The sequence below is a fragment of the Streptomyces sp. NPDC029159 genome (genome assembly GCF_055564055.1).
The window spans coordinates 505,810-532,272 of record NZ_JBVHWT010000003.1 but is presented as its reverse complement, the minus strand read 5'-3'; the positions used below and the strand labels follow the sequence as shown (position 1 = coordinate 532,272).

24 protein-coding genes are annotated in these 26,463 nt (G+C 70.7%); 3 read left to right on the top strand and 21 right to left on the bottom strand.

From position 1 onward, the window contains the following. The 11 genes from gatC to mnmA all read right to left on the bottom strand — a co-directional run bounded on the left by gatC (position 1) and on the right by mnmA (position 14,521). Positions 1-297: an Asp-tRNA(Asn)/Glu-tRNA(Gln) amidotransferase subunit GatC gene (gene gatC, locus ACZ4U4_RS09365; protein WP_345085978.1), complete on the bottom strand. Its 297-nt coding sequence runs from the start codon at positions 295-297 to the stop codon at positions 1-3. Between the two features lie 391 nt (positions 298-688). Further along, positions 689-2,797, bottom strand: a complete 2,109-nt coding sequence (locus ACZ4U4_RS09360; protein ID WP_467870765.1) for a putative bifunctional diguanylate cyclase/phosphodiesterase — start codon at positions 2,795-2,797, stop codon at positions 689-691. A 156-nt stretch (positions 2,798-2,953) separates the two neighbouring features. Further along, a complete protein-coding gene (gene ligA, locus ACZ4U4_RS09355; RefSeq protein ID WP_467870763.1) occupies positions 2,954-5,170 on the bottom strand; it encodes an NAD-dependent DNA ligase LigA in 2,217 nt (738 codons plus the stop codon). Between the two features lie 32 nt (positions 5,171-5,202). Beyond that, complete coding sequence (locus tag ACZ4U4_RS09350) at positions 5,203-6,252, bottom strand: methionine synthase (protein WP_467870760.1); 1,050 nt, start codon at positions 6,250-6,252, stop codon at positions 5,203-5,205. A gap of 80 nt (positions 6,253-6,332) precedes the next feature. Further along, positions 6,333-7,022, bottom strand: a complete 690-nt coding sequence (locus tag ACZ4U4_RS09345; RefSeq protein ID WP_467870758.1) for an SDR family oxidoreductase — start codon at positions 7,020-7,022, stop codon at positions 6,333-6,335. A 104-nt stretch (positions 7,023-7,126) separates the two neighbouring features. After that, positions 7,127-7,669, bottom strand: a complete 543-nt coding sequence (locus ACZ4U4_RS09340; protein WP_467870755.1) for an LOG family protein — start codon at positions 7,667-7,669, stop codon at positions 7,127-7,129. Between the two features lie 113 nt (positions 7,670-7,782). Continuing rightward, positions 7,783-9,159 carry an NADP-specific glutamate dehydrogenase gene (gene gdhA / locus ACZ4U4_RS09335; RefSeq protein ID WP_467870752.1) on the bottom strand — a complete coding sequence of 459 codons (1,377 nt, stop codon included), beginning with the start codon at positions 9,157-9,159 and terminating at the stop codon, positions 7,783-7,785. Between the two features lie 404 nt (positions 9,160-9,563). Continuing rightward, positions 9,564-10,184, bottom strand: a complete 621-nt coding sequence (locus ACZ4U4_RS09330; RefSeq protein WP_467870750.1) for a hypothetical protein — start codon at positions 10,182-10,184, stop codon at positions 9,564-9,566. 14 nt (positions 10,185-10,198) lie between these two features. Then, positions 10,199-12,457 (bottom strand): hypothetical protein, encoded by a 2,259-nt coding sequence (locus ACZ4U4_RS09325; RefSeq protein ID WP_467870747.1) that lies wholly within the window; start codon positions 12,455-12,457, stop codon positions 10,199-10,201. A 60-nt stretch (positions 12,458-12,517) separates the two neighbouring features. Next, positions 12,518-12,826 (bottom strand): hypothetical protein, encoded by a 309-nt coding sequence (locus ACZ4U4_RS09320; protein ID WP_467870745.1) that lies wholly within the window; start codon positions 12,824-12,826, stop codon positions 12,518-12,520. Positions 12,827-13,396: 570 nt separating this feature from the next. Further along, positions 13,397-14,521, bottom strand: coding sequence for a tRNA 2-thiouridine(34) synthase MnmA (mnmA, locus tag ACZ4U4_RS09315; protein ID WP_467870743.1), 1,125 nt, complete (start codon positions 14,519-14,521; stop codon positions 13,397-13,399). Positions 14,522-14,575: 54 nt separating this feature from the next. Here mnmA and ACZ4U4_RS09310 point away from each other — a divergent pair, with 54 nt between their 5' ends. Further along, positions 14,576-15,238, top strand: coding sequence for an N-acetylmuramoyl-L-alanine amidase (locus ACZ4U4_RS09310; RefSeq protein ID WP_467870740.1), 663 nt, complete (start codon positions 14,576-14,578; stop codon positions 15,236-15,238). A gap of 38 nt (positions 15,239-15,276) precedes the next feature. Here ACZ4U4_RS09310 and ACZ4U4_RS09305 read toward each other — a convergent pair whose 3' ends face one another. Beyond that, positions 15,277-16,446, bottom strand: coding sequence for a cysteine desulfurase family protein (locus ACZ4U4_RS09305; RefSeq protein ID WP_467870737.1), 1,170 nt, complete (start codon positions 16,444-16,446; stop codon positions 15,277-15,279). Positions 16,447-16,586: 140 nt separating this feature from the next. On the opposite strand from ACZ4U4_RS09305, the gene ACZ4U4_RS09300 reads away from it, so the two are divergent. Further along, complete coding sequence (locus tag ACZ4U4_RS09300) at positions 16,587-17,456, top strand: alpha/beta fold hydrolase (RefSeq protein ID WP_467870735.1); 870 nt, start codon at positions 16,587-16,589, stop codon at positions 17,454-17,456. Positions 17,457-17,479: 23 nt separating this feature from the next. Here the strand turns inward: ACZ4U4_RS09300 and ACZ4U4_RS09295 are convergent, their stop codons facing one another. Then, positions 17,480-18,328 (bottom strand): thioesterase family protein, encoded by an 849-nt coding sequence (locus ACZ4U4_RS09295; RefSeq protein ID WP_467870732.1) that lies wholly within the window; start codon positions 18,326-18,328, stop codon positions 17,480-17,482. A gap of 95 nt (positions 18,329-18,423) precedes the next feature. On the opposite strand from ACZ4U4_RS09295, the gene ACZ4U4_RS09290 reads away from it, so the two are divergent. Further along, positions 18,424-19,053, top strand: coding sequence for a trimeric intracellular cation channel family protein (locus tag ACZ4U4_RS09290; RefSeq protein ID WP_467870730.1), 630 nt, complete (start codon positions 18,424-18,426; stop codon positions 19,051-19,053). A gap of 20 nt (positions 19,054-19,073) precedes the next feature. Here ACZ4U4_RS09290 and ACZ4U4_RS09285 read toward each other — a convergent pair whose 3' ends face one another. The 8 genes from ACZ4U4_RS09285 to ACZ4U4_RS09250 form a co-directional block, all read right to left on the bottom strand. Then, entirely contained in the window at positions 19,074-20,510 is a 1,437-nt protein-coding gene (locus ACZ4U4_RS09285; protein WP_467870727.1) for a M1 family metallopeptidase, read from the bottom strand. Between the two features lie 198 nt (positions 20,511-20,708). Next, positions 20,709-21,632, bottom strand: a complete 924-nt coding sequence (locus tag ACZ4U4_RS09280) for an Ada metal-binding domain-containing protein (protein WP_467870724.1) — start codon at positions 21,630-21,632, stop codon at positions 20,709-20,711. Beyond that, entirely contained in the window at positions 21,629-22,207 is a 579-nt protein-coding gene (locus ACZ4U4_RS09275) for an RNA polymerase sigma factor (RefSeq protein ID WP_467870721.1), read from the bottom strand. Before ACZ4U4_RS09275 ends, ACZ4U4_RS09280 begins: the two co-directional genes overlap by 4 nt. A 92-nt stretch (positions 22,208-22,299) precedes the next feature. Continuing rightward, entirely contained in the window at positions 22,300-22,473 is a 174-nt protein-coding gene (locus ACZ4U4_RS09270) for an alpha/beta fold hydrolase (RefSeq protein WP_467870719.1), read from the bottom strand. After that, on the bottom strand, positions 22,473-22,829 hold the full coding sequence (locus ACZ4U4_RS09265; RefSeq protein ID WP_467870716.1) for an alpha/beta fold hydrolase: 357 nt from the start codon (positions 22,827-22,829) through the stop codon (positions 22,473-22,475). The genes ACZ4U4_RS09270 and ACZ4U4_RS09265 overlap by 1 nt, the downstream gene beginning before the upstream one ends. Positions 22,830-23,044: 215 nt before the next feature. Beyond that, entirely contained in the window at positions 23,045-24,073 is a 1,029-nt protein-coding gene (locus ACZ4U4_RS09260) for an ABC transporter ATP-binding protein (RefSeq protein WP_467870950.1), read from the bottom strand. 272 nt (positions 24,074-24,345) lie between these two features. Continuing rightward, positions 24,346-25,434 (bottom strand): ABC transporter ATP-binding protein, encoded by a 1,089-nt coding sequence (locus ACZ4U4_RS09255; RefSeq protein ID WP_467870713.1) that lies wholly within the window; start codon positions 25,432-25,434, stop codon positions 24,346-24,348. Then, on the bottom strand, positions 25,431-26,441 hold the full coding sequence (locus ACZ4U4_RS09250) for an ABC transporter permease (protein WP_467870710.1): 1,011 nt from the start codon (positions 26,439-26,441) through the stop codon (positions 25,431-25,433). Before ACZ4U4_RS09250 ends, ACZ4U4_RS09255 begins: the two co-directional genes overlap by 4 nt. Positions 26,442-26,463: the final 22 nt, after the last annotated feature.

The following is a 26,463-nucleotide window of genomic DNA, read 5'->3' as shown; positions in this document are numbered from 1 at the left end:
TCACTCCTCCCCCAGGATCTGCGGCACCTTGAAACGCTGCTGCTCCTGGGCGGGGGCGCCGGAGAGCGCCTGCTCGGGAGTGAGCGACGGACGGACCTCGTCCGCCCGCATGACGTTGGTCAGGGGCAGCGGGTGGGAGGTCGGCGGTACGTCTTGGTCGGCGACCTCGGAGACGCGGGCGACCGCGCCGATGATGTCGTCGAGCTGTCCGGCGAAGTGGTCGAGCTCTTCGTCCTTCAGCTCCAGACGTGCCAGCCGGGCGAGGTGAGAGACCTCCTCGCGCGTGATGCCAGGCATGCAGCGTTCCTCTGCTGGTTCTCGGAGTTCTTCGGGAGCGTGGATCTGTAGGAGATCTACTGGAATCTGTACGGCCCAATCCTATGGCCCCGGCGTACGGAGCCGCGCCTGCGTTCCCGCGGGGCGGGCGGGCGGCACCGCCGGGCCGGGCCGCGGTGGCGTACCGGCGCGGGTCAGCGGCGCCCGGAGGGCGGGACCTCGGGGTCACCGGGCACGGGCGGTTCGCCGGACGGGGCGGGCCCGCCGGGCCCGGCGGCCGCGGGGTCGACGGACGGCCGCGGTGTGCCGGACGCGTCCGGCGCGGAGGCGTCCCCGGGCGCGGGGGACGCGTCCGGCGCCGGGCGGGCGGTGTGGTCGGAGCGGGGAGGTGGGACGGCCGGTGGCCGGGTCCTCAGTTCAGGACCTGTCCCGAAGGGCGGTCTGCCGCCTTCTCCGCCGCCAGGGCGGCCGTCTCCGATTCACGGTGCCACCCGCTCTTGCCGCGGGCGCGCAGCCAGGCGGTGGTCTCGTCCGGTGGCATCGCCGCCGCCACCAGCCAGCCCTGCACGGCGTCGCACCCGAGGTCGCGCAGGCGCTCCCAGGTCTCGTCGTCCTCCACACCCTCGGCGACGACCAGCAGCCCGAGGGAGTGGGCGAGGTCGAGGGTGCAGCGGACGATCTCGGCGTCCTCGTTGTCGACCGCGAGCCGGGCGACGAAGGAACGGTCGATCTTCAGCTCGCTGACCGGCAGCCGCCGCAGATGGACCAGGGAGGAGTAGCCGGTGCCGAAGTCGTCGAGGGACATCTTGACGCCGTGGCCGGTCAGCCCGGCGAGGGTGTCGGCGGCCCGCTGCGGGTCCTCCAGCAGCACATGCTCGGTGATCTCCAGCTGGAGCGCGCCGGGCGGGACGCGGTGCCGGGCGAGGCGGGCGGCGACCGCGCCCGCGAAGCCCGGGGAGTGGACGTCGCGCGGCGAGACGTTGACCGCGACCGGCACCTCCAGACCCATCGCCCGCCACCGCGCCACCTGGGCGAGCGCGGTCTCCAGGACGTACTCCGTCAGCCGGGGCATCAGGCCGGAGGTCTCGGCGATGGCGATGAACTCGTCGGGAGGGACCCGCCCGCGGTCCGGGTGCACCCAGCGCACCAGCGCCTCCAGGCCCGCGACCTGACCGTCGAAGCCGACCTTCGGCTGGTAGTGCAGCTCGACGTCCCCGGCGTCGAGGGCGCGGCGCAGATCGCCGAGGAGGCCGAGGCGGTCGGGGGTGTTGCCGTCGCGCCGGGCCTCGTAGACCTCGACGCCGCTGCGGTCCCGCTTGGCCTGGTACATCGCGACATCGGCGCGGCGCAGCAGCCCCTCGGCGTCCAGTGCGTGGTCCGGGAAGACGGCGACCCCCGCACTCGCTTCGAGTACGAGGGTCAGACCGTCGAGGTCGAGGGGGGATCCCAGGGCGGCGACGAGGTTGCGGGCCACCCGCTGGGCACTGGTGAGGGAGTCCGCGGTGGGGAGCAGGACGGCGAATTCGTCCCCGCCGAGCCGGGCCGCCTCGGCGCCGCGCGGCAGGGCGTCGCGCAGCCGGTCGGCGATCTGCAACAGCAGGCGGTCACCGGCGAGGTGCCCGAGCGTGTCGTTGACCGAGCGGAAACGGTCGAGGTCGATCAGGACCAGGGCGCACCGGGCCTCGATCCGCTCGGCCTCGTCCAGCGCGGACCAGGTGCGCTCCAGCAGCCACTGGCGGTTGGGGAGCCCGGTGAGCGGATCGCGCAGCTGCTCCTCGGCGCGGGCGCGGGCGATCCAGAGGGTGGAGTCGAGGGCGATGAGCGGGACGGCGTAGAACGGCAGCAGCAGCGGGGCGTGGGCGGCGGTGACGGCGATCAGCGGGGCGATGCCGAACAGCGCCACACCGACGAGCATCTGACGGGTCAGTGCCGTACGGGTGACGGTGGGCAGGCCGCCGCCGCGCGGCAGCAGGGTGCACCACAACAGGCCGCGGGTGACGAGGAGATAGCAGGCGGCGGCCGCGACGACCTGCGGCAGCACGGAGAGGTCCCACACCTCGGGGTGCCAGGGACGGCGGACCGTGGCGGTGCTGCCGAGGGCCGTACTGCCGAGGGCGGCGGCCCCCACGCCCAGCAGGTCGACCGCGCCGTGCAGGACCGCCTGCCGCCAGCGGTGGCGCCGGGCCGCGCCGACGAGGACGACGACCGAGAGGCTGACCAGGACCGCGGGCATCCAGCCGTAGAGCAGGACGACGGCGAGGGCGAGGGCGGCGCCGGAGCCGGTGCCGCCCCACCAGCGGTCCCGGCCGAGGGCGACGAGATGGCCGACGATGATGCCGGTGAGCACCGCCAGCGACCAGCCGACGGTGCCGGAGGGGAACAGCGCCCGCCGCTCGCCGAGCGTCCAGAACACCCCGGTGAGGAGGGTGAGAGCCGCGAGAACGGTGAAGGCGGCGGGCAGCGCCGGCACGACAAGCCGGCGGAGCCGCGGCGCCGGAGCGGCGCTGTCGGTCGGTTTCATTCCGATCCCTCTCACAGCCGGCTGTGCCCGCGCCACGGCAGGCGCATCTCTCAACAGTAGGACGCGAAGGGCCCCTACGGGCAGCGATCGGCAGCGGTTGCCCGAATGCGACCCGGCCATCCTGATCACTCTGGTATGCGCCGAAGGGGTCGGCTGTCACTCCTCCTCGGGCGGCGTGACCGCCACCTCACGTGCCGCGTCGGGACCTTGCTCCAGCAGTACCGCGAAGCCGTCGTCGTCCAGAACGGGCACCTTCAGCTGCATCGCCTTGTCGTACTTGGAACCGGGGTTGTCACCCACGACGACGAATCCGGTCTTCTTGGAAACGGAACCGGTCACCTTCGCGCCGAGACTCTGCAGGGCCTCTTTCGCGCCATCTCTGGTGTGGGACGCCAGGGTGCCGGTGACGACGACGGTGATGCCTTCGAGGGGACGCGGGCCCTCGTCGTCCTGCTGCTCCTCCTCCATCCGGACACCGGCCGCGCGCCAGCTCTCGATGATCTGGCGGTGCCAGTCGACCTCGAACCACCGCTTGAGGGAGGCGGCGATGGTGGGCCCGACGCCCTCCACGGCGGCCAGCTCCGCCTCGTCGGCCTCGCGGATGCGGTCGATGGAGCGGAATTCACGGGCCAGCGCCTCGGCGGCCACCGGGCCGACATGACGGATGGACAGGCCGGTGAGGATCCGGGCCAGCGGGCGTTCCTTGGCCGCCTGGATGTTCTCCAGCATGGCCAGGGCGTTCTTCTTCGGCTCGCCCTTCTGGTTGGCGAAGAACGTCACGATCTTCTCTTCGCCGGTCTTCGGGTCCCGCTTGGGGAGGCCGGAATCCGGGTCCAGGACGTAGGACTTGATGGGCAGCAGCTGCTCGATGGAGAGGCCGAAAAGGTCCCCTTCGTCCTTGAGCGGCGGCTCGGCGGGCTCCAGCGGCTGGCTGAGCGCGGTGGCGGCGACATAGCCGAAGTTCTCGATGTCGAGGCACTTGCGCCCGGCGAGGTAGAAGAGCCGCTCGCGGATCTGGGCGGGGCAGGAGCGGGCGTTGGGGCACCGCAGGTCGATGTCGCCCTCCTTGGCCGGCTGCAGCGGCGTACCGCACTCGGGGCAGTCGGCGGGCATGACGAACTCCCGCTCACCGCCGTCGCGCAGATCGACGACCGGGCCGAGGATCTCCGGGATGACGTCGCCCGCCTTGCGGATGACGACGGTGTCGCCGATGAGAACGCCCTTGGCCTTGACGACGTCCTGGTTGTGGAGCGTGGCGAACTCGACCTCGGATCCGGCGACGGTCACCGGCTCGACGACGGCGTACGGCGTGACCCGGCCGGTGCGGCCGACGCCGACGCGGATGTCGACGAGCTTGGTGTTGACCTCCTCCGGCGGGTACTTCCAGGCGATGGCCCAGCGCGGGGCGCGGGAGGTGGAGCCCAGCCGCCCCTGGAGCGGGATCTCGTCGAGCTTGACGACCACACCGTCGATCTCGTGCTCGACGGCGGTGCGGCGGGTCTCGGCGTCGCCGTAGCGGGCGATGAACTCGCGGACGGCGGCGAGGGAGTCGACCACGCGGTTGTGCGCGGCGGTGGGCAGGCCCCACTCACGCAGCAGGTCGTAGGCGTGCGACTGGCAGTCGATGTCGAGGCCCTGCCGGGCGCCGATGCCGTGGACGACCATGTGCAGCGGCCGGGTGGCGGTGACCTTGGGGTCCTTCTGGCGGAGCGAACCGGCGGCGGCGTTGCGCGGATTGGCGAACGGGGGCTTGCCGTCGGCGACGAGGCGTGCGTTGAGCTCCAGGAACTTCTCCATGGGGAAGTACACCTCCCCGCGGACCTCGACCAGCTCCGGGATCCGCTCGCCGGTCAGGCGGTGCGGGATCTCGGCGATGGTGCGGACGTTGGGCGTGATGTCCTCGCCGGTGCGGCCGTCGCCGCGGGTGGCGGCGCGGGTGAGGCGGCCGTGCTCGTAGGTGAGGTTGACGGCAAGGCCGTCCACCTTCAGCTCGCACAGGAAGTGGTAGCCGGCGCTCTTCGGATCGCCGCCCAGCTCCCCGGCGAGCCGCTCGGCCCAGGCGGCCAACTCCTCGTCGTCGAAGGCGTTGTCGAGGGAGAGCATCCGCTCGCGGTGCTCGACCTCGGTGAATTCCGTGGCGTACGCACCGGCGACCTTCTGGGTCGGGGAATCCGGGGTGCGCAGCTCGGGGTACTGCTCCTCCAGCGCCTCCAGGGAGCGCAGCAGCCGGTCGAACTCCGCGTCGCTGACGACCGGTGCGTCCTTCACGTAGTACCGGAAGCGGTGCTCCTCGATCTGCTCAGCGAGCTGCGCGTGCTCCTCCCGCGCCGCCGAGGGCACCTCTGATGCCGCTGCGTGCTGTTCGCCAGCCACCGTGTTGTCCTCCCGTGATCCGTGAGTGGTCGTCACTCAGGGTTGTCTGCGAGCGAGGTCGCGGCCCGGACGACGTGGGCGAGCACGGAGCGGGCGTATGCGGGCGAAGCGCCCGCGAGCCCGCACGACGGGGTGACGACCACGGACTCGGCGAGAGTCCCCGGCGTCAGCCCCAGCCTGCGCCACAGCGTCCTGACCCCCATGACGCTACCGGCAGGGTCTGACAATCGGCCGTCCATGCCGGGCACCACCCCGGCGAAGAGCGTGGTGCCGCCCTCCACGGCCTCGCCGATCGCCTCCTCCTCACGCTCGGTGAGCAGGGAGAAATCGAACGAGACGCCCGCGGCACCGGCCCGGCGCAGCAGCGCGAACGGGACGGCGGGCGCACACGAATGGACGACGACGGGGACGCCGTCCGCCGCCTCGACGAGGCTCCGCAGCGCGCCCTCGACGTCGGCGCGGTCGACGGCCGGGTGGGTGCGGTAGCCGCTGGCGGACTTGATGCGGCCCTGGAGCACGGCGGTGAGCGAGGGCTCGTCGAGCTGGAGGACCGGCTGCGCGCCGGGCACCCGGCGCCGCAGGTCGGCGAGGTGGGCACGGACGCCCTCGGCCAGGGAGGCGGTCAGGTCGCGGCAGGCGCCGGGGTCGCTGACCGCCGCCTCGCCGCCGCGCAGTTCCAAGGAGGCGGCGAGGGTCCACGGTCCGACGGCGGAGACCTTCAGCGGGCCCTCGTACCCCTGGGTGAACTCCTCCAGGGCGTCGAGGTCCTCGCCGAGCCAGGCGCGGGCGCGGCGGGTGTCACGCCCGGGACGGTCGCTGACCCGCCAGCCGCTGGGCTCCACATGGGCATAGAGCTCGACGAGGAGGCCGCAGGTCCGGCCGATCATGTCGGCGCCCGGGCCGCGGGCGGGCAGCTCCGGCAGGTGCGGGAAGGTCTCCAGCGAACCGGTGACGGTCTTGACCGCCTCGCGCGCGTCGCCGCCGGGCATCGAGCCCACGGCGGTCGCCGTCCCCGCGCCCCAGGGGCGCGCGCCGCCCCGCCCGTCCGTGCCGCTGTGCTCACTCGTGCTGTTCTCGCTCACCCCGGAAGCGTATGACGCGGCGCGCCTCCCGGTGGCGGGCGGCCCGCCCGGGGCGCACGGGAGCGCCCCGGGCGCGGGGATCAGCGCCCCGGGCGGACCGAGAGGTCGTTGATCTCGGCGTCCCGCGGCAGGTCGATGGCGGTGAGGATGGCCGTCGCGACCGACTCGGGGTCGATCCAGCGCGCCGGGTCGTACTCCTTGCCCTCCTGCTGGTGCGTGCTGGCCTGCATCGGCGTGGCGGTGCGCCCCGGGTAGACGGAGGTGACCCGTACGCCGTTGCCGTGCTCCTCGCCGCGCAGCGCGTCGGCGAGCGCCTTCAGACCGTGCTTGCTGGCCGCGTACGCGCCCCACTCCGGGTTGGCGCGCAGCCCGGCGCCGGAGTTGACGAAGACCACATGGCCCTGGGCGACGCGGACCAGCGGCAGCAGCAGCCGGGTCAGCTCGGCGGGCGAGACGAGGTTGGCGGCGAGTGTGCGCTGCCACGCCTTGGCGCCGAGGTCACCGATCGCGCCCAGTTCGACGACGCCGGCGATGTGCATCAGCGAGTCGAGGCGTTCGGGCAGCGGCTGCTTGCCCAGCGCCCAGTCCAGCTTCTCCGGGGTGGCGAGGTCGCCGACGAGCGTCCGGGCGCCCGGGTACTGCGCGGCCAGTTCCTTGGCGCGCCCGGCGTCCCGGGCCAGCAGCCACAGGTCCTCCCCGCGCTCCGCCAGCCGCCGTGCGACCGCCGCTCCGATGCCCGACCCTGCGCCCGTGATCAAGTGCGTACCCATACCCCGATCCTAACGAGCCACCGAGGGCACTCGCCCCATACCCCCGCAAGAGCCGCATCTCGCCGGACTGCCGGTGACCTGGGCGTATGGCGGGGCGGGCCGGGTCAGGCGGTGATGCCCGCCTGCTCCTCCAGATAGGCCAGGGCGCCCACGCCGTCCTCGGCGAAGAAGACCAGTTCGGTCAGGGGCAGCGGCAGGAAGCCCTCGGTCTCCATGCGCTGGAACTGCTCCTTGAGGCCGTCGTAGAAGCCCGCGGTGTTCAGCAGGACGACCGGCTTGGTGTGCATCCCGTGCTTGCGCAGCTCCAGGATCTCGGTGGCCTCGTCGAGCGTGCCGGTGCCGCCGACCATGATCACGATCGCGTCGGCCCGCTCCAGCAGCTGCGCCTTGCGTTCGGCGAGGTCCCGGGTGACGATCATCTCGTCGGCGCCGGCGCGCGCCTTGTGTGCCAGGAACTCCACGGAGACGCCGATCAGCCGTCCGCCGGTCTCCTCCACGCCGTCCGCCATGACCTTCATCAGGCCAGTGTCGGAGCCACCCCACACGAGGGAGTGGCCGCCCTTGCCGATCAGCTGGGCGAACTGGCGGGCGGGGGTGGTGTAGCGGTCGTCGAGGTCGGCGGCGGAGCAGAAGACGCAGATGTTCATACGCGCCAGCTTACGAGCCGGGGCGCGGCGTTCCCGGATGGCCGCGGTGCGGGCGCCGGGTGCGGACCGGCACCGCCGGCCCCGCACGTCGTTGGGCGGGGCCGCCGGGCGCGTCAGATCAGGCCCTGGGCGAGCATCGCGTCCGCGACCCGCTCGAAGCCCGCGATGTTCGCGCCCGCGACATAGTCGCCCGGCAGGCCGAAGCGCTCGGCCGTCTCGTAGCAGGTGTCGTGGATGTTCCGCATGATCGCGGCGAGTTCCCCCTCGGCCCGCTCGAAGCTCCACGCCTCGCGCGCGGAGTTCTGCCGCATCTCCAGCGCGCTGGTGGCGACGCCCCCCGCGTTGGCCGCCTTGCCGGGACCGAACGCGACGCCCGCCTCCTTCAGCAGCGTCACCGCCTCCGGGGTGGCCGGCATGTTCGCGCCCTCCGAGACGGCCTTGACGCCGTTGCGGATCAGCGTCCGGGCGGCGTCCGCGTCCAGCTCGTTCTGGGTCGCCGACGGGAGCGCCACGTCACAGGGGACGTCCCAGACGCTGCCGCCCGCGACGTACCGGGCCGAACTGCCGCGCCGCTCGGCGTACTCGGAGATCCGGCCGCGCTCGACCTCCTTGATCTCCTGGAGCAGCGCCAGGTCGATGCCCTTCTCGTCGACGACGTAGCCGCCGGAGTCCGAGCAGGTCAGGACGTGTGCTCCGAGCGCCTGGGCCTTCTCGATCGTGTAGATCGCGACATTGCCGGAGCCGGAGACGGTGACCTGCCGGCCGTCGAACTCCTCGCCGCGCCGCTTGAGCATCTCCTCGGTGAAGAGGACGTTGCCGTACCCGGTGGCCTCCGTACGCGCCTTGGAGCCGCCCCAGTCGAGGCCCTTGCCGGTGAGCACCCCGGCCTCCCAGCGGTTGGTGATCCGCCGGTACTGGCCGAAGAGGTAGCCGATCTCGCGGCCGCCGACGCCGATGTCGCCGGCCGGTACGTCGGTGTACTCGCCCAGATGCCGGTACAGCTCCGTCATGAACGACTGACAGAACCGCATGACCTCGGCGTCGGACCGGCCGTGCGTATCGAAGTCGCTGCCGCCCTTACCGCCCCCGATATTGAGGCCGGTGAGGGAATTCTTGAAGATCTGCTCGAAACCGAGGAACTTCACGATCCCGAGATTGACCGAGGAATGAAACCGCAGTCCGCCCTTGTACGGACCGAGTGCGCTGTTGAATTCCACCCGGAAGCCCCGGTTGACGCGGATCGCCCCGGAATCGTCCTGCCACGGCACCCGGAAGATGATCTGCCGCTCGGGCTCACAGATCCGCTCCACGATCCTGGCCTCGGCGAACTCCGGCCGCGCCGCGAGCACCGGGGCCAGTGTCTCCAGCACCTCCAGCGCCGCCTGGTGGAATTCCGGCTCCCCGGGATTCCGCCGGACCAGCTCCGCGTGCAGGGCCTCGTGCCACCCCGGGTGAACCCCGGAACGGCCCTCGGACTGAACAATCGACATGCTTTCGGATCCCTTCTGACCGACGAAAAGCCGCCCGCGCCCCGATTCCATCCGAAATCGAAAGGGGCGGCGGCTTACTGAACGTCCTGTCGCGGTACCGAGAGTATGGCCGGGTCTCGCCTCATCGACAGTGGGGCCCGCGAAGATTCGCGTCACAACGCCCCACGGAGCCTGCTTTCGGCCATCCGAGAGCACGATCGGCACGGAGTCGGACGGATGCCCCGTCGGTTCGGGGCTACCCATTACGCGCCGAACGCGCCTGTTCAATCCCGGGCACCCGACCCGGCTCCCGAGTGGCCGCTCCGCCTCCGGGGGCGGTGCCGGCCCACCCCCTCACCGGACACCCGGCACTGCGCCGCTCCGGCCGGCCACGAGCTGGGCGAGCATGGCCCACGAGCCGGAAGTCAGCTCATGGCCGGTGCCCCCTGAGGAAGGGAAGCGGCTTCCTTACACGCCTGCCCTTCGCCGCCGGCGACGTACCGCAGCGCATCTGCCGCAGCCTCACCGAAGTGCAATCTCTTACCAGGCGGAACAGCCTCGGCCGCGTCGCCGTAGTAATTAACCCAGACCCCTATCACATTTTTCCCGCTCAAGGAGCTGGTGCAGTCCATGTAGAGCTTGGAGAAATCACTCCCCATATATCCGACTGAATTACCGAGCTTTACAGGCACTCGCTGATGACCGGCAGACCAGTCCGTATCATTTTCAGCCCTCTTGACCGCCGAAGGAGAAGGGAGATAGTAATAAAGTCTGAGTTCCACCTCTCGCCCGCCTGCCGAAAAATAACACGTTTCAGCGTTCCCTGATTTGCCGAAAGATTTCCGACTGTCCGAGAAATCCGCCCCTTCCGCCGGAAAGAGAGGCGCGACGTCGGAGCCCTTCAGCGCTCCACCACACACCGCATCAGGAAATGCTATGTCATCCTTCTGCTCATCGGTTTCCCTCATGAGCCACCAACACAACGCCGCTGCCAGCAGCGCCAAAGGCGCCGCCATCAGGAAGGCCCTCTTCCCTGTCCACTTCATCCACATCACGCTCCTCAGTCGCGGCCGATGCCGTGTTCACGGTTCCGTCCGTCACCGTAGGCCAGGTTCGCCTGGTTGTAAGCAGAAAGCGCCAGCCGCTCGCTCTCCCCCTTGGAAAGCCCGGCCTGCCGGGCCGCGTTGAGGGCAGCTCGGCGAGCCGCCTGAGCAGAGTTCTCTCGATTCTCCTCGACGTAGGAGTCAGCAGTCTCCTTGGCTGCATTCTTTGAGTCATGCGTAAAGTTGTCGACGGCCGCCCCGCGACAGTCCTCGATGGCCCACTGAAGCGCATCACCACCTACCGGGATCTTCGAGGTCGCCATACCGATGATCCGACCTGCCCACTTGTCGCCGGTCTTCAACCCGTCATTGAATGCCTTGTCATCTGCAATCTTCTCGTCATACGTGGCAGTAGCGCGCGACTCGGCGAGAATTCCATCCACGACGGCTCCTGGCTGCACAACATCACCCGTGCGCTTTACCACTTCTCCTCCGCCTTCAGCAATAACATGCTTAATGGCTTCCGAAGTAGCTGCCTGCTGTGCCTGAGAAATCGCACCGTAAGCGTGAGGGTCCTTACCGACGGCGCCGATGAAGTCGGTGAGCTTGCCGTTGTTCAGCTCGGAAAGGTGTGCATCCGCTCCGGTCGAGGGGAAAACTCCTCCGCTTCCCGATTCGCCGCCCATCGCGCGCTGGACATCCAGCATGTAATCAGCGGTCATATTCCCGAGACTGTCAGCCATAGGCGCCAGGCTCGCATGCTTTTTGGCGTCGATGAGTTCGGGATGACTCCCAAACTTCTCAACCACCTTGTGCATGAGACCTGCCTGCTCCTCCGTGTGCTTGACGTGCCCGGCGCCCTCGTCGTCGTATGCACGTCCGGAGACCGCGGCCTCCAGAGCATGCCCCAGCGCATCAGGCCCCTTAGCCATCTCTTTTTCCAGCGCCTTGTCATGCTTGTCCCAGTCACCGAAGGCAGTGTCCGGGGTTTCCGGAGTGGACTCAGGGACCCACTCATAGCCCTTATCGGTGAAGTAGTCCAGATAGCTGTGTATCGGCTTTCCGTTGGACCCCTTACCGAGTTCAGGCTTACCGTGAATCTCCTGACCATTTTCGCTGTATGCGTGCATCGGCCCGTTGAAGAAACCTGCGGATGCTTCGGGGCTGTGCCCCAACGCTTCCAGGACTCCAGTGTTCGGGATGACCCCAGGATGCTTTTCCTGCAACTGAGTGACATGTTCGGCAACTGGTACCAGAAAATGGGGATCATACTCCCCGTTCTTCAGGATTTCACCGAGCGCCTGATAGCCATAATTGGAAACCTCCTCACCGTCCACCTGTCCCCCGATACGCTCCGACCCCGCTTTACGGAGCTGAGAATTCCATTCATCGCTCAGATGCGGCTTGTTGCCGGGATCTGTCGCAGTGGCCAGCGATACACCCATTTCCTTCTTGAGATTCTTGTAGATACTCCGCCGATGTTCATCGGACTCAGGCATTTCGCGCGAGAGCTTGGTGACGGTTTCCAGCGTGGCCTTCGGCCCGAGCTTCTTGTAGAAGTCTGTGGCGAACTCCGGATCGTTCCGATTACGGTGCATTATGTGCTGCAGTTCATCCATCTGCCGATCCGTCATCTTCCCACCATGACGCATGAGGTCTACTGCATGTTGCGCATCGGCGGACTCCAGACTTGTTGTCACCTCCTTCCCGTTGAACCCAAGCGCATTCTTGCCGCCTACGTCCTTCCGCAGTGCCCAGCAAGCAGATTGATCAGCCTCCCACGCACGCGTCAAGACTTTCTTGATGCTCTCTTCGAGCTCAGAAATCTGCCGGTCCTGCTCAATCGCCTTTTTTCCTTCGGGCGATGCTTGCGGGTCTATGGGGGAAGTCCCCTCTGATCGTGCCGGGTGGCGGGCCGACACCACCCCTGAATCACTCACATGAAGCCCTTGAGACGGCGCAGTGACATCAGCTAGGCGGTGCAGTTCTTCCTTGGCATCCTTCAGCTCGGAGTACACATCAGCCAGGATTCCGTGAATCCCCTTGGCTTCGACTGCTGCATCGCCATACCCCTTCTTGCAGGACCCCAACCTCGCGCGCGCCGATTGAACTGTAATCACTGGGCCAACCCAGCCGGAAGAGTTGAATGGCCGCTCCACGGTATCGCCGTACATTTCAAGCAGCCCGGAGAAATCTCCAGGTACACCAGCCCATGCCTCTACCGCGGCTTTGAGGATTGAGAGATTAATGTGGTAGAGGCTGCGGTACGCCAGCAAGAGAACCCCCCATAGATTTAACTAACCCAACATGTCCTGATCGCCGATCGGTGAGACATCTCATCCGAAAGGCGAGTCCATCCCCTGATCAACGTGACCCATGAGGGAGGAGTTCTTGGACTCAACCGAGGAGTACGCGTTGCCCGTATCGACGCACTGCGCCCCCAGTAGCACGCATTCCGCCTGCAGTGAACCGACCTGCCGACTCCAGGTTTCGGAAAGTTCGCTCAGCGCTTTCCCCAGCCCTCCGTCCCAATCAGCGCTCGAGAACCCCTTGGCCGCAGTACGTGTCTCGTCGAGCGGGCGGTTGCCCGCCTTCTTCGTTTCCCCCGCAAGATCGAGGGACCCTTGCCCCGCCTTACGCAACATCGATGGATCATCGATCTCCGTGTCCGTGAATGACAAAACCCTCTCCCCCATACGAAGCGTCGCTGCTGACTACTCTCTGTGGCAGACCTTACAAAGATCAGTTCAAGTTCTGGCATATTTCGGCCAGCATCAAGCGGCTCCGGTATCGACTGCTACGAGCGGTCTGTCCGTTGTCTCGCAAGGTCTCGCAGCCCGCGGCCGGCCTGCGGTAGCCCGCTGAACTCACGTGCATAAGACGCCGTCCCAGAACAGACAAGCAATCGGAATGTGTAGGCATGGCGTACGCCCTCACTCCAACTGAGGGCCGCCGTCATCTCACAAACGTGGCCTGTCCGAAGTCAGTACGCGCGCGGTTCATGCGATGCCTGATGCTTCGCTCGGCTTCCGGTGACCGGCCCCGGCAGGGCGGCAGGGCGGCAGGGCGGCAGGGCGGCAGGGCGGCAGGGCGGCAGGGCGGCAGGGCGGGGAAGTATCACCAGGAAGGCCAGGGCGGCTACCCGCGAAGCCGCAAGGGCAGCCCCCGAGGGAGGAGGAGGGCGCCCCCGCCGGGGGGCCTCCCTACCTGGGCCCCTACGCCTCCGCCCCCGCCCGGCGGCGGGTCGTGGCGATGGTGGCGGAGCCGACGACGCGGGTGCCGTCGTAGAGGACGATGGCCTGGCCGGGGGCGACACCGCGGACCGGCTCGGTGAAGGTGACGTGCAGCTCCTCGGCGTCGGTCAGCTCGGCGCGGACCTCCGTCTCGCCGCCGTGGGCGCGCAGCTGTGCGGTGTACGTGGCCGGGCCGCCGGCCGGCGGGCGGCCGCACCAGCGGGGGCGTATCGCGGTGAGCGCGGTGACGTCGAGGGAGGCGGCGGGGCCGACGGTGACGGTGTTGTCGACCGGGGAGATGTCGAGGACGTAGCGCGGCTTGCCGTCGGCGGCGGGGGTGCCGATGCGCAGGCCCTTGCGCTGGCCGATGGTGAAACCGTAGGCGCCGTCGTGGCTGCCGAGGCGGGTGCCGGACTCGTCGACGATGGCGCCCTCGGCGGTGCCCAGCCGCTTGGCGAGGAAGCCCTGGGTGTCGCCGTCGGCGATGAAGCAGATGTCGTGGCTGTCCGGCTTCTTGGCGACGAACAGGCCGCGCCGGGCGGCCTCCTCGCGGATCTCCGCCTTGGTGGTGCGGGTGTCGCCCAGCGGGAACATCGCGTGCGCCAGCTGCCGGTCGTCGAGCACGCCGAGGACGTACGACTGGTCCTTGGCCATGTCGGAGGCGCGGTGCAGCTCGCGGCTGCCGTCCTCGCGCAGCACGACGGTGGCGTAGTGGCCGGTGCAGACGGCGTCGAAGCCGAGGGCGAGGGCCTTGTCGAGCAGCGCGGCGAACTTGATCTTCTCGTTGCAGCGCAGGCAGGGGTTGGGGGTGCGGCCCGCCTCGTACTCGGCGACGAAGTCCTCGACGACGTCCTCGCGGAAGCGCTCGGCGAGATCCCAGACGTAGAAGGGGATGCCGATGACGTCGGCGGCGCGGCGGGCGTCGTGGGAGTCCTCGATGGTGCAGCAGCCGCGGGCGCCGGTCCGGAACGACTTGGGATTCTCGGACAGCGCGAGGTGCACGCCGGTCACATCGTGGCCGGCCTCGGCGGCGCGGGCGGCGGCGACGGCGGAGTCGACACCGCCGGACATGGCGGCGAGTACGCGCAGGCGGGGTGCGTCAGTCATAACTTCTCCAGAGTAGACGGAACCACCGACAGTCCCGTACGCGTTGTCCAGCGCATGGGGAAGACGGAGCGGACCGGGTCCGCCATCAGCAGGCGGCGTGCGCTGTGGATCGGCGGCGCCGCGGTGGTGGCCGTCGGTTCCGGGGCCGTCGCCTCCCGCGGCGGGCTGGCGGGCACCGTGAAGCCGCGGACACCCGGCGCCGTCGATCAGCACGGTGCGGAGTGGGTGGCGGCGTCCCCGGCGAACTGGCGGCAGGCCGACCGCCCGGACGACTACCCCATAGACCGGGTGGTGATCCACGTCGTCCAGGGCAGCTTCACGACGGCCCTGAAGGTCTTCCAGGACCCGTCCCACGCGGCCGCCTCGCACTACGTGGTGGGCAAGGACGGTCACATAGCCCAGGTCGTGCGGGAGCTGGACGTCGCGTTCCACGCGGGCAACCGCGCGTACAACGAGCGCAGCGTCGGCATCGAGCACGAGGGGTTCGTGGACCGCCCGGAGTCCTTCACGACGGCGATGTACGCCGCCTCGGCGCGGCTGACCGCCGGGATATGCCGCCGCTACGGATTCCCCGCCGACCGCGCGCACATAGTGGGCCACTCCGAGGTGCCGGGCGCCGACCACACCGATCCGGGGCCGCACTGGGGCTGGGACGGCTATCTGCGGCTGGTCCGCGGGGAGCTGCGGAAGAAGACCCCTCCCAAGGGCGCCGCGTAGCGGGGCGTCCCGGGCGCGCGGCCCGGGACGGCTCCGGTTCAGCTCAGGCCGGCCTGCCGGGCGCGTTCGACCACCGGGCCGATGGCCTCGGCGAGCGCCGCGACGTCCTCGGCGGTGGAGGTGTGGCCCAGGGAGAAGCGGAGCGTGCCGCGGGCCAGCTCGGGCGAGGTGCCGGTGGCGAGCACGACGTGGCTGGGCTGGGCGACCCCGGCGGTGCAGGCCGAGCCGGTGGAGCAGGCGATGCCCCGGGCGTCGAGGAGGAGCAGCAGGGAGTCGCCCTCGCAACCGGGGAAGGAGAAGTGCGCGTTGGCGGGGAGCCGGCCGGCCGGGTCCGGGTCGCCGCCGAGGACGGCGTCGGGCACGGCGGCCCGTACCGCCTTGACCAGGTCGTCGCGGAGGGAGCCGATCTCGCGGGCGAACTGCTCGCGGTGGTCCACCGCGTGGCGGGCGGCGGCGGCGAACGCCACGATCGCGGGGGTGTCGAGGGTGCCGGAGCGGACCTGGCGCTCCTGGCCGCCGCCGTGCAGCACGGGCACCGGCGCCCACTCCCGGCCCAGCACCAGCGCGCCGATGCCGTACGGGCCGCCGAGCTTGTGGCCGGAGACGGTCATGGCGGCGAGCCCGGACGCGGCGAAGTCGACCTCGGTCTGGCCGACCGCCTGCACCGCGTCGGAGTGCAGCGGAATGCCGAACTCCCGGGCCACGGCGGCGAGTTCACGGACCGGCTGGAGGGTGCCGATCTCGTTGTTGGCCCACATGACGGTGGCCAGCGCGACATCGGCGGGGTTGCGGACGACGGCCTCGCGCAGCGCGTCGGGGTGCACCCGCCCGTAGGAGTCGACCGGCAGCCACTCGACGCGGGCGCCCTCGTGGGTGGCGAGCCACTCCACGGCGTCCAGCACGGCGTGGTGCTCGACGGGGCTGGCCAGCACGCGGGTGCGGGCCGGGTCGGCGGCCCGGCGGGACCAGTAGAGGCCCTTGACCGCGAGGTTGTCGGCCTCCGTGCCGCCGGCCGTGAAGACGATCTCGCTGGGGCGGGCGCCGAGGGCGGCGGCGAGCGATTCGCGGGCCTCCTCGACGGTGCGCCGGGCCCGCCGCCCGGCGGCGTGCAGCGAGGACGCGTTACCGGTGACGGTCAGCTGAGCGGTCATCGCCTGCACCGCTTCGGGGAGCATCGGCGTGGTGGCCGCGTGGTCGAGGTAAACCATGGTGCCCCGATTCTACGGGCGGCCGTCCGGGCCCTCGGGGGCGCATGTCCGGCGCGCGGGGGCGCCGCCGCGGCGGGGCGCCCGAAGAGCCGCCGTCGGACCTCTCGACGCCCCCGTAAGGAGTCACTAGCCTGACACTCATGACATCGACGACGCACGAGGCGCCCTGGCGCCTGGACCGGACGTTCGCCGCCTCGGCCGACGAGGTGCGCTGGGCCGCGCTCGGCCCGGAGGACAGCGCAGAGCCGCCGGTCGTCCTGTTGCACGGGACGCCGTTCTCCTCGTACGTCTGGCGCTCGGTGGCCCGGGCGCTGGCGGGGCGGCGGCGGGTCTTCGTCTGGGACATGCCGGGGTACGGCGCCTCGGAGATGCGCGCCGGGCAGGACGTCTCGCTGGCCGCGCAGGCAGTGGTCCTCACCGAGCTGCTGGACCACTGGGCGCTGACCGAACCGGCCGTGGTGGCCCACGACTTCGGGGGCTGCGTGGCGCTGCGGGCGCATCTGCTGCACGGTGCGCGGTATTCCCGGCTGGCACTGGTGGACCCGGTGGCGGTGGCGCCCTGGGGTTCCCCGGCATACCGGCTGCTCGGGCGGCACGCGGAGGTCTTCACACAGCTGCCGCCCGCGCTGCACCGGGCGCTGGTGCGCGAGTACATCGCCTCGGCGAGCGCCACCGGGCTGCGCCCCGAGGTCCTGGAGCGCCTGGTGGAGCCGTGGTGCACGGCCGAGGGGCGGGCCGCGTTCCACCGGCAGATCGCGGCGAACGACCAGCGGATGACGGACGCGGTCGAGGGCCGGTACGGCGAGATCACGCTGCCGACGCTGGTGTGCTGGGGTGCGCGCGACATCTGGATCCCGCCGGAGCGCGGCCGTGACCTCGCGGCCCGCATCCCCGGCGCCCGGCTCCGGCTGATCGAGGGCGCGGGCCATCTCGTCCAGGAGGACGCCCCGGCCGAGCTGACCGCGGAGCTGATGGATTTCCTCGCCGCGGGGGCGGGCACCGGGGCGTGAGCGGCCCGCCCCGGTGCGGACGGTCAGCCGCCGAGCGGTGCGCGGGCGAGCTGGCGGGACTGGGCGACGAGGCGGTCGGCGGAGTCCCAGACCTCGGCGTCCTCCTCCAGGAAGCCGCCGGCGAGGTTACGGGTGGCGATGGCGACACGCAGCGGGCCCGGCGCCGGGCGGCAGCGGATGTGGCAGGTCAGCTCGACGGTCGGTACCCAGCCGGCCAGGCCCAGGTCGAAGGCGGTGGGCGGCATGGCGTCGACGGTCAGCAGCAGGGAGAGCGGGTCCGGGTCGCGGCCGTCGGCGAGGCCGAACCAGCCGCGCATCTCGCCCTTGCCGGAGGGCGCGCCGACGGCCCAGCCCGCGGTGGCCGGGTCGAGGCGGATGTCGAGACGGTCGGCGATGGCGGTGCTGCCCGGTATCGCCGAGCCGCCGTCGGGGGCACTGTCGGTGCCCAGGCAGTGGGCGTACGGGGGCAGCGCCGGGGGCTTGGCGCTGGTGCGGACGTCGTCGGGGAGCGCGCCGAGGTCGCCGTAGGAGGCGAGCACCCGCATCCGCTCGACCTCGGTGCCGTCCGGTGCGGTCTGGACGAGGGTGGCGGTGCCGGTCGACATGGTGCGGCCGGTGCGGACCACCTCGGTGCGGATGGTGGCCGGGCCGGGGGCGGATGCCGTCAGGTAGTGCGCGGTGACCGAGAACGGGTCGGGGTGCGGCAGCGCGTCACCGAGGGCGCGGCCCATGAGGGCGAGGAGGTAGCCGCCGTTGACGGCCTGGATGATCGTCCAGCCGGCGGAGAGTTCCGCGTCGTAGTGCCCCGGGGCGCGGCGCACCACGGCCGTGTCCCGGTCGAACTCGCTGTTACCAAGGGTCACCTGTGCCATGGCTGGAACGCTACACCGAAAAGTTACCGACCGGTAGTGTCAGTTCGGGGCGCCCGGCGGACCGCCGGACCGCTGCGGCCTGGGATGATTCCGGGATGCTCCACGTGCTCTACCTGTTCGGCGTCGCCGCGTTCGCCGCGAGCGGCGTGCTCGCCGCGTACCGCGCCAACATGGACCCCTTCGGCGGTCTGGTGCTCGCCTTCGCCGCCTCGATCTCCGGCGGCACGCTGCGCGATCTGATCCTCAACCGGCACCCGCTGTACTGGACGCACGACTGGGTCCTGCTGACGGTGATCATCTGCGTCGGCGTGGCCACCATGGCCTATCTCCGTTTCTGGACGCTGCCGCGGAAATCCTTGCTGGTCGTCGACGCGGTCGGACTCGCCGTCGTCACCGTGATCGGGGCGCGCGCCGCCATCGACGCGGGCGCCACCCCGCTCGCGGTGCTCATCCTGGCGGTGCTGACGGGCGTCGCCGGTGAGGTCATCCGCGATGTGCTGTGCGGGGAGTTCCCGCCGCTGCTGCTGCGCGAGGACGTCTACGCCATCGCCGCGCTGGCCGGCGCCGTCCTGCTGCTGGTCCTGCACCACCTCGGCATCGGCGGCACCGCGGCCACCGCCGCCTCCGCCGGGCTGGTCTTCGCACTGCGGATGGGCGCGGTCTACTTCGGGCTGCACCTGCCCCGGCCGCACCGGTCGCCGAGCCGGGAGGGCACGGACGGCTGACACGGCCGGGGAGACACCCCCTACGACTTCGGCAGCGGCGGGCGGGAGCCGGTGTTCAGCCAGGCGTCGAAGAGGTCGCCCAGCCGCTGGCCGGATATCTTCTCGGCCAGCGCGATGAACTGCGAGGTCTCGGCGTTGCCGTAGCGGTGGGCCGTGGTCCAGGCGGGCAGCAGCTTGAAGAACGCGGTGTCACCGATGCGTTCGCGCAGCGCCTGGAGGGTCATCGCGCCCCGGTCGTAGACCGCGTCGGAGAACATCGTGTCCCGCTGCGGATCGGCGACCTTGATCTTCCAGAACGGGTCGTCGGCGGGCTTCGACGCGTACGCCTCGCGGAACGCGTCGTGGGCGCTCTTGGTGCCCTTGTGCTCGGCCCACAGCCACTGCGCATAGCTCGCGAAGCCCTCGTTGAGCCAGATGTGCTGCCAGTCCTTGACGGAGACGGAGTCGCCGAACCACTGGTGGGCCAGCTCGTGGACGATGGTGGACTCGTTGCGGACCGCCGAGTAGGCGGGCTTGGACTGCACCTCCAGGGAGAAGCCCGCCTGCGGCATGTCGTCGACGATGGCGCCGGTCTCCTCGAAGGGGTACGGCCCGAACACCTTCGACCAGTAGTCCGTGGCCTGTGCGGTGACGCCGTAGACGTCGACCTTCCCGGTGGGCAGCGTCGGGTCGGTGGCGACGTAGATCGGGGTGCCGCCGGGGGTGGTGCCGGTGCGGACGTCGAACTTCCCGATGGTGGCGGTGGCCAGGTACGTCGCCATCGGGCGGCTCTCGCGCCAGTGGGCGTACGAGCGACCGCCGCGCTCGCCGGAGTCGATCAGCCGCCCGTTGGAGACGCCGGTCAGCCCCTTGGGCGCGTCGATGCGGATGTCGTACGTCGCCTTGTCGCCGGGGTGGTCGCTGGAGGGGAACCATGTGGAGGCGGCGTTCGGCTCGCACGCCACGAAGACGCCGTCCTTCGTCTTCATCCAGCCGTACGGGGAGCCGAAGATGATCGGCCCACCGAGCGGCTGGGGCACCCCGCTGTAGGTGACGGTCACCTTGAACGTGCGGCCGTCGCGCAGCATCCGGGCGGGCCGGACGGTGATCTCGTCGCCGGATCTGCTGAAGCGCGCCGGCCGGCCGTCGACCCGGACGGCGGCGACGTCGAGCTTCTGGAGGTCGAGGTCGAAGGCGCTGAGGTTCTGGGTGGCACGGGCGGTCAGCGTGGTGCGGCCGTCGAGGCGGCCGGAGGAGGGGTGGTAGCTGACGCCCAGGTCGTAGTGGAGGGCGTCGTAGCCGCCGTTGCCGAGGTTCGGGAAGTAGGTGTCGCCGGCGCCGGGCGCGCCCGGGGTGCCGACGGGCGCCGCGGCGACACCGCCGGGGGCGGCCACACCGCAGACCGTGGCGACGACGGTGCAGGCGGCGGCCAGGGTGAGCAGCCGGGGGCGGCGGAGTGCGGATACGGAGAGTGCCATGGTGAGCCCATCTCTTCGAACACACGGATGCTGGGGTTCCAGCGGGCCGACTCTGCACGGCGCCGCCGGTCCTGGCGGGGGACTTTGCCAACTCGTCATGCGGGAGGGTCACTTGTCGGGCAGCGGGCGACGGGCGGACAGTGACGGCCCGCCGACCGCGCGGGCTCGGAGCTGCCCGCCCGCGCGACGGCGGTCGGCTCAGGAGGCGAGCGGCCGGCAGGACCGGCACGGCCGGTATCCGGCCCGGCGGGCGTCGTGGGCGGACCGGAAGGGGACTTGGTGCCGTGGGGTGATGCGCCGGGCGTGCGCGCAGAGCGGATGGCAGTAGATATGGGTGGTGTCGCTGCCGAGGAAGACGGTGTGCGTCCGCACCAGGGCACGGACCCGCTCCGGGCCGATCCCCTCGGCCTCCCGCAGCACCGCACCGACCACCCCGCCGTACGCCGCGTCCTGCGGCACCCCCGCGTCGTCGGTGACACGGTGACAGGGGATCAGCAGCTGTGCCGGGTTACGGGCCAGGGCCGCGGTGACCTGGGCGACGCCGTCCCGCGGTGCGTCAGGGGACGGCTCGTCGTGGCCCACACCGTCGTGACGCGGCGCGCCGCCCTGAAGCCCGCCCTCCCGGCTCCCGGGGGCCGGGGCCTCCGGGCCGTGCAGTCCGGCCTCCCGCAACACCCAGGATATGGGCCGCAGTTGTCCGTACGGGATCGAGCGGACCGCGCCCAGGACCGCGGACTCGGCATCCGTCAGCCCCGCCCCCGCCAGATCGATCCGCAGCTGCCGGGCGCGACCGGTCCGCACCGCGGGGCGGACCCCGGGGGCGGGAGCGGTGCCCGCGACCGCGGTGCGGCCGGTGACCGCCAGATGCCGCTCCTCGAAATCGCGTGCCGCGCCGACCGCCGCGGCCAGGGCGGCTCCCGTCACCACCGGGCCGCGCTGCGCGACGTACAGGCCCCCTGCGGGTGTCTCGACACGGACATAGGTGTCGTAGCGGTCCTCGGGGATGCCCACGTACCGCAGCACCTTCAGTTCGAAGGGGGTCGGGCCGGTGTCCGCCAGCTCCGCCAGCGCCCGTGCGAGCGCCGGCTCGGCGGGACTCCGCCCGTGCACTCCTCCACTCACGTCCTCGCCTCCCTCATCAGTTCCGCTTCCGGCTCCAGTAACTTCCGTAACGTCAGCAGTCCCCGTGACACCTGCGCCTTGACCGTGCCGACCGGGCAGCCCTGCACCTCGGCGACTTCTGCATAGCTCATGCCCAGTACGTGCCGCATCACGACCGCGGTGCGGGAGCGCTCGGGCAGCTTGCCGAGGGCGGCGCCCAGCAGCTCCCGCTCCGCGGTCCGCGAGGCCCACTCCTCCGGGCCGGGTCCGGTATCCGCCCAGCTGTCGGAGTACTCCTCCACGGGAGCCGCCGAGACCGGGCGCCGGACCTTGGACCGGATGTCGTTGCGCCACACGTTGGTGGCGATGCTCAGCAGCCAGGCCCGCGGATGCAGTTCCCGGCGGCGCTCCGGCGGATAGTCCAGCAGGGCTTTGTAGGCCCGCAGGAAGGTCTCCTGGCCCAGATCGTCCGCCTCGGTCGGCGACCCGGTCACGCGGTGGAGATAGGTGCGCACGGCCGAGCCGTGGACCCGCACCAGCTCCGAGAAGCCGCCGTCCAGATCCCGGGCCAGCTGCTCGGTCAGTCGCTCAGCCATCTCGTCCTTCACCCCATGGGCGCCGTTGGCCCGTCACCCGCTCCGTGGAATGCGGGGAGTGCGGTGGCATCCGCGCCGGTGTCCGGCACGGGTCAGTGCTCCTTCCAGAACTCGCGCAGCAGGGCGTGGACCGTCTCCGGCTCCTCGACATGACCGAACGAGCCGCTGCGCTCCAGTATTTCGAAGCGGGCGCGCGGCGCCCGGAGGGCGAACTCCCGCTGCAGGGCCGGGTAGAGCGCCCGGTCGTACCGTCCGGCCAGCACCATCAGGGGCGCCTCGATCTCCGCCAGCTGCGGCCGGAAGTCGGGGATGCGGAGGATTTCGCCGCCGACGGTGAAGTCGACGTCGGCGCCGCAGAAGAGGGGGTGGAGCGCGAGGTTGCGGGCGCCCGGTCGGGGGCGTCGGAGCGGCCGCGTCCGTGCAGGTCGACGTGGAGGACGCGGTGGTCGGAGGCGAGTGCGTCGAAGTGCGGGTGGAAGACGACATGGGATCCGGCCGGGCCGAGCCCGGCGAGCAGCAGGACGGGGTCGCCGCGCCCTTCGCTCTCCACCCAGAGGCGGTGGCCGTTGACTTCGTGGTACGCGCCGTCGGGGTGCCGGACGGCCGGTGCGTCGTGGGACATGGTTCGGCTTCCTTCCCTTGCGTGATCGGGGCGCCCGGCAGGCAGGCCGGCCGGGGCGCCGCGGGAGCGTCCGCCGTCCCGTCTCACAGAAGAAACACCGGCCGGACGCCGCGGGTTGCAGGGAATGCACAGAGATTTCGGGGCGCCGGCATCCGCTGCCGACGCCCCGAAGTACGTCCGTCTCCCGTGCCCCGGCCACCACCGGGGCACGGCCGTCACGCCGTCCCGGGCCCCGGGGCGTTCTCCGGGTGGTGGCAGGCCACCTTGTGTCCGTCCTTGAGCGAGACCAGCGGCGGTTCGGTCGTCGTGCAGGTCTCGGTCGCCTTCCAGCAGCGGGTACGGAACCGGCAGCCGGAGGGCGGGTTGATGGGGGACGGTACGTCGCCCTTGAGCAGGATGCGGTCGCGTTCGGTGCGCCGCTTCGGGTCGGGGACCGGCACCGCCGACATCAGCGCCTTGGTGTAGGGGTGCATCGGCGTGGCGTAGAGGGAGGTGCGGTCGGCCAGTTCGACGATCTTGCCGAGGTACATGACCACGATCCGGTCCGAGACGTGCCGGATGACGGACAGGTCGTGCGCGATGATCACATACGTCAGGCCCAGTTCGTCCTGGAGGTCGTCCATGAGGTTGACGACCTGCGCCTGGATGGAGACGTCCAGCGCGGAGACCGGCTCGTCCGCGACGACCAGCTTCGGCTTGAGGGCGAGGGCGCGGGCGATGCCGATGCGCTGGCGCTGGCCGCCGGAGAACTCGTGCGGGTAGCGGTTGTAGTGCTCCGGGCTCAGGCCCACCAGCTCCAGCAGCCGCTGCACCTCCTTCTTGACGCCGCCCTCGGGCTCGACGCCCTGGAGGCGGAAGGGGGTGGAGACGATGGCGCCGATGGTGTGCCGGGGGTTCAGCGACCCGTACGGGTCCTGGAAGATCATCTGGACGTCGCGGCGCATCGGGCGGAGCTTCCCCGGGGAGAGGTGGGTGATGTCCTTCCCCTCGAACTCGACGGTGCCGCCGGTGGGTTCGTCGAGCCGGGTGATGAGCCGTCCCATGGTCGACTTGCCGCAGCCGGACTCGCCGACCACGCCCAGCGTCTCGCCCGGGTAGACGTCGAAGTCGATGCCGTCGACCGCCTGGACTGCCCCGACCTGCCGCTTGAGCAGCCCCTTGGTGATCGGGAAGTGCCGGGTCAGCCCGCGCACCCGCAGCAGCGGGGTACGCACCTCGTCGGTCTCCGACCGGGGCGCGGGCACGGTCGCGCCGGACTTCGCGGGCTCGGCGGGCTTCTCGTCGACGGCCTCGGCAGGCCGCTCGGGCTCCGCCTCCTCGACGGGCTCGGCGGGGGCGGCGGAATCGGCGGGCCCAGCAGGCTCGGAGGCCTCCTCAGCCTTACCGGCCGCCGCAGGCTCCTGGACCTCAGCGACCTCCGCAGCCTCAGCAGGCCCAACGGGCCCAGCAGCCCCATCGACCTTCTCGGCCTCCGCCGGTTCCTCGGCCTTCCCGGCCTTCTTCTTCGTGTTCTCGCTCACAGCTTCGGCGCAATCTCTTCGGTCCAGATCCGCTTCCGCTCCGCCGGTGCCATGTGACACGCGGAGAAGTGGCCGGTCGTGGCCTCGGTGAGTTCGGGGCGGACCGTACGGGTGAGGTCGTCCTTGGGCACGTCCGCGTACGGGCAGCGCGGGTTGAAGGCGCACCCGGAGGGGACGTTGATCAGGCTGGGCGGCGAGCCCTTGACCGGGATGAGCCGGTCGGCGTGGTCCCGGTCGATGCGCGGCATGGAGCCCAGCAGGCCCCAGGTGTAGGGGTGCTGCGGCGCCTCGAAGATCTTGTCGGCGGGGCCGCGCTCGACGCACCGGCCGCCGTACATGACCAGCAGGTCGTCGGCGAGTTCGGCGACCACGCCCAGATCGTGGGTGATCACGATGACGGCGGAGCCGAACTCCTTCTGCAGATCGCGGATCAGGTCGAGGATCTGCGCCTGGACGGTGACGTCCAGCGCGGTGGTCGGCTCGTCCGCGATGAGCAGTTCGGGGTTGTTGACCAGCGCCATCGCGATCATCGCGCGCTGGCGCATGCCGCCGGAGAACTGGTGCGGATGGTCGTCCACCCGCTTGTCCGGCTGCGGGATGCCGACCCGGTCCAGCATCTCGATCGCCCGCCTGCGCGCCGTCTTCTTGTCGACGTCGTGGTGGACGCGGTACGCCTCCACGATCTGCTTGCCGACCGTGTAATAGGGGTGCAGCGCGGAGAGCGGGTCCTGGAAGATCATCGCCATCCGGCGGCCGCGCAGCCGGCGTACCTCGTCCGGGTCGGCGCCGATCAGCTCCTGGCCGTCCAGCCGGATCTCGCCGGACATCCGGACCGTGGCGCGCTGCCGCCGCGAGGCGCGGTGCAGGCCCATGACGGCGAGCGAGGTGACGGACTTGCCCGAGCCGGACTCGCCGACGATGCCGAGGGTCTTGCCCTTCTCCAGCGTGAAGGAGAGGCCGTCGACGGACTTGACCAGGCCGTCGTCGGTCGGAAAGTGCACCTTCAGATCGCGGACGTCGAGGAACGGTGCCCCCTCGCCGGACGGCTTCGGGGCGCCGGATGCGGTGTCGTCGGAGTCGGTCACGAGAGCCTCACGCGCGGGTCGACGGCGGCGTACAGGACGTCCACCACCAGGTTGCACAGGACGATGAAGAACGCGGCGAGCAGGGTGACGCCGAGGATGTTGGGCAGGTCGTTGGCGGTGATCGCCTGGACGGCGAAGGCGCCCACACCCTGGAGCGAGAAGACCTGTTCGGTGATGAGCGCACCGCCCAGCAGCAGCCCCAGGTCCATGCCGAACACGGTGATGAGCGGGGTCAGGGCGGCGCGCAGCCCGTGCCGGACGACGACGGTGCGCTCCCCCAGCCCCTTGGCACGCGCGGTGCGGATGTAGTCCTCACTCAGCGTCTCCAGCATGCCCGCCCTGGTCAGCCGGGCGTAGAGCGCCGAGTAGAGGAACGCCAGCGTCACCCAGGGCAGGACCAGCGTTCTGGCCCACAGGAGCGGGTTGTCGAAGAGCGGGACGTAGTCGCTGCGTTCGAAGATCGGCCACTGGTAGGTGAAGAGCGCCAGCGCGACGGCTCCGGTGAAGAACATCGGCAGCGACACCCCGGCCAGGGCGACGCCCATCGACAGCCGGTCGAAGAGCGAGCCGGGGCGCAGCGCGGAGATGACGCCGGTGGTGATGCCGGAGACGAGCCAGACGACGGCCGCACCGGAGGCGAGGGACAGGGTGACCGGCAGCCGCGACTGGATCTCCGGCCAGACCTCGATATGGGTCTTGAAGGAGTAGCCGAAGCACGGGACGTGGCACCGCGCCGCCTCGGGGCCGAACTTGTAGTCGACGCCGGCGAAGATGCCCCTGAGGAACTCCCAGTACTGTTCGTACACGGGCTTGTCCAGGCCGAGGTTCCGCTTCACCGCCGCGATGTCGGCGGGCGTCGGCGACTTGCCGATGTACTGCTGCGCGAGCTGGTCGGTGGTCTGCCCGGCGATCTTCGGCAGCAGGAAGAAGATGCCGAAGGTGACCGCGCTGACGATCAGCAGCAGGATCACCGCGCTGATCACCCTGCGGATGAGGTACGAGAACACGGGGATGCGGCGTCGGTGCCCG

Coding starts and splice junctions, on each gene's coding strand:
- gatC (WP_345085978.1), bottom strand. CDS start 297: ATGCCTGGCATCACGCGCGAGGAGGTCTCTCACCTCGCCCGGCTGGCA.
- ACZ4U4_RS09360 (WP_467870765.1), bottom strand. CDS start 2,797: ATGAAACCGACCGACAGCGCCGCTCCGGCGCCGCGGCTCCGCCGGCTT.
- ACZ4U4_RS09345 (WP_467870758.1), bottom strand. CDS start 7,022: ATGGGTACGCACTTGATCACGGGCGCAGGGTCGGGCATCGGAGCGGCG.
- ACZ4U4_RS09340 (WP_467870755.1), bottom strand. CDS start 7,669: ATGAACATCTGCGTCTTCTGCTCCGCCGCCGACCTCGACGACCGCTAC.
- gdhA (WP_467870752.1), bottom strand. CDS start 9,159: ATGTCGATTGTTCAGTCCGAGGGCCGTTCCGGGGTTCACCCGGGGTGG.
- ACZ4U4_RS09330 (WP_467870750.1), bottom strand. CDS start 10,184: ATGAAGTGGACAGGGAAGAGGGCCTTCCTGATGGCGGCGCCTTTGGCG.
- ACZ4U4_RS09320 (WP_467870745.1), bottom strand. CDS start 12,826: ATGTTGCGTAAGGCGGGGCAAGGGTCCCTCGATCTTGCGGGGGAAACG.
- mnmA (WP_467870743.1), bottom strand. CDS start 14,521: ATGACTGACGCACCCCGCCTGCGCGTACTCGCCGCCATGTCCGGCGGT.
- ACZ4U4_RS09310 (WP_467870740.1), top strand. CDS start 14,576: ATGGGGAAGACGGAGCGGACCGGGTCCGCCATCAGCAGGCGGCGTGCG.
- ACZ4U4_RS09305 (WP_467870737.1), bottom strand. CDS start 16,446: ATGGTTTACCTCGACCACGCGGCCACCACGCCGATGCTCCCCGAAGCG.
- ACZ4U4_RS09300 (WP_467870735.1), top strand. CDS start 16,587: ATGACATCGACGACGCACGAGGCGCCCTGGCGCCTGGACCGGACGTTC.
- ACZ4U4_RS09295 (WP_467870732.1), bottom strand. CDS start 18,328: ATGGCACAGGTGACCCTTGGTAACAGCGAGTTCGACCGGGACACGGCC.
- ACZ4U4_RS09290 (WP_467870730.1), top strand. CDS start 18,424: ATGCTCCACGTGCTCTACCTGTTCGGCGTCGCCGCGTTCGCCGCGAGC.
- ACZ4U4_RS09285 (WP_467870727.1), bottom strand. CDS start 20,510: ATGGCACTCTCCGTATCCGCACTCCGCCGCCCCCGGCTGCTCACCCTG.
- ACZ4U4_RS09275 (WP_467870721.1), bottom strand. CDS start 22,207: ATGGCTGAGCGACTGACCGAGCAGCTGGCCCGGGATCTGGACGGCGGC.
- ACZ4U4_RS09270 (WP_467870719.1), bottom strand. CDS start 22,473: ATGGTGCTGGCCGGACGGTACGACCGGGCGCTCTACCCGGCCCTGCAG.
- ACZ4U4_RS09265 (WP_467870716.1), bottom strand. CDS start 22,829: ATGTCCCACGACGCACCGGCCGTCCGGCACCCCGACGGCGCGTACCAC.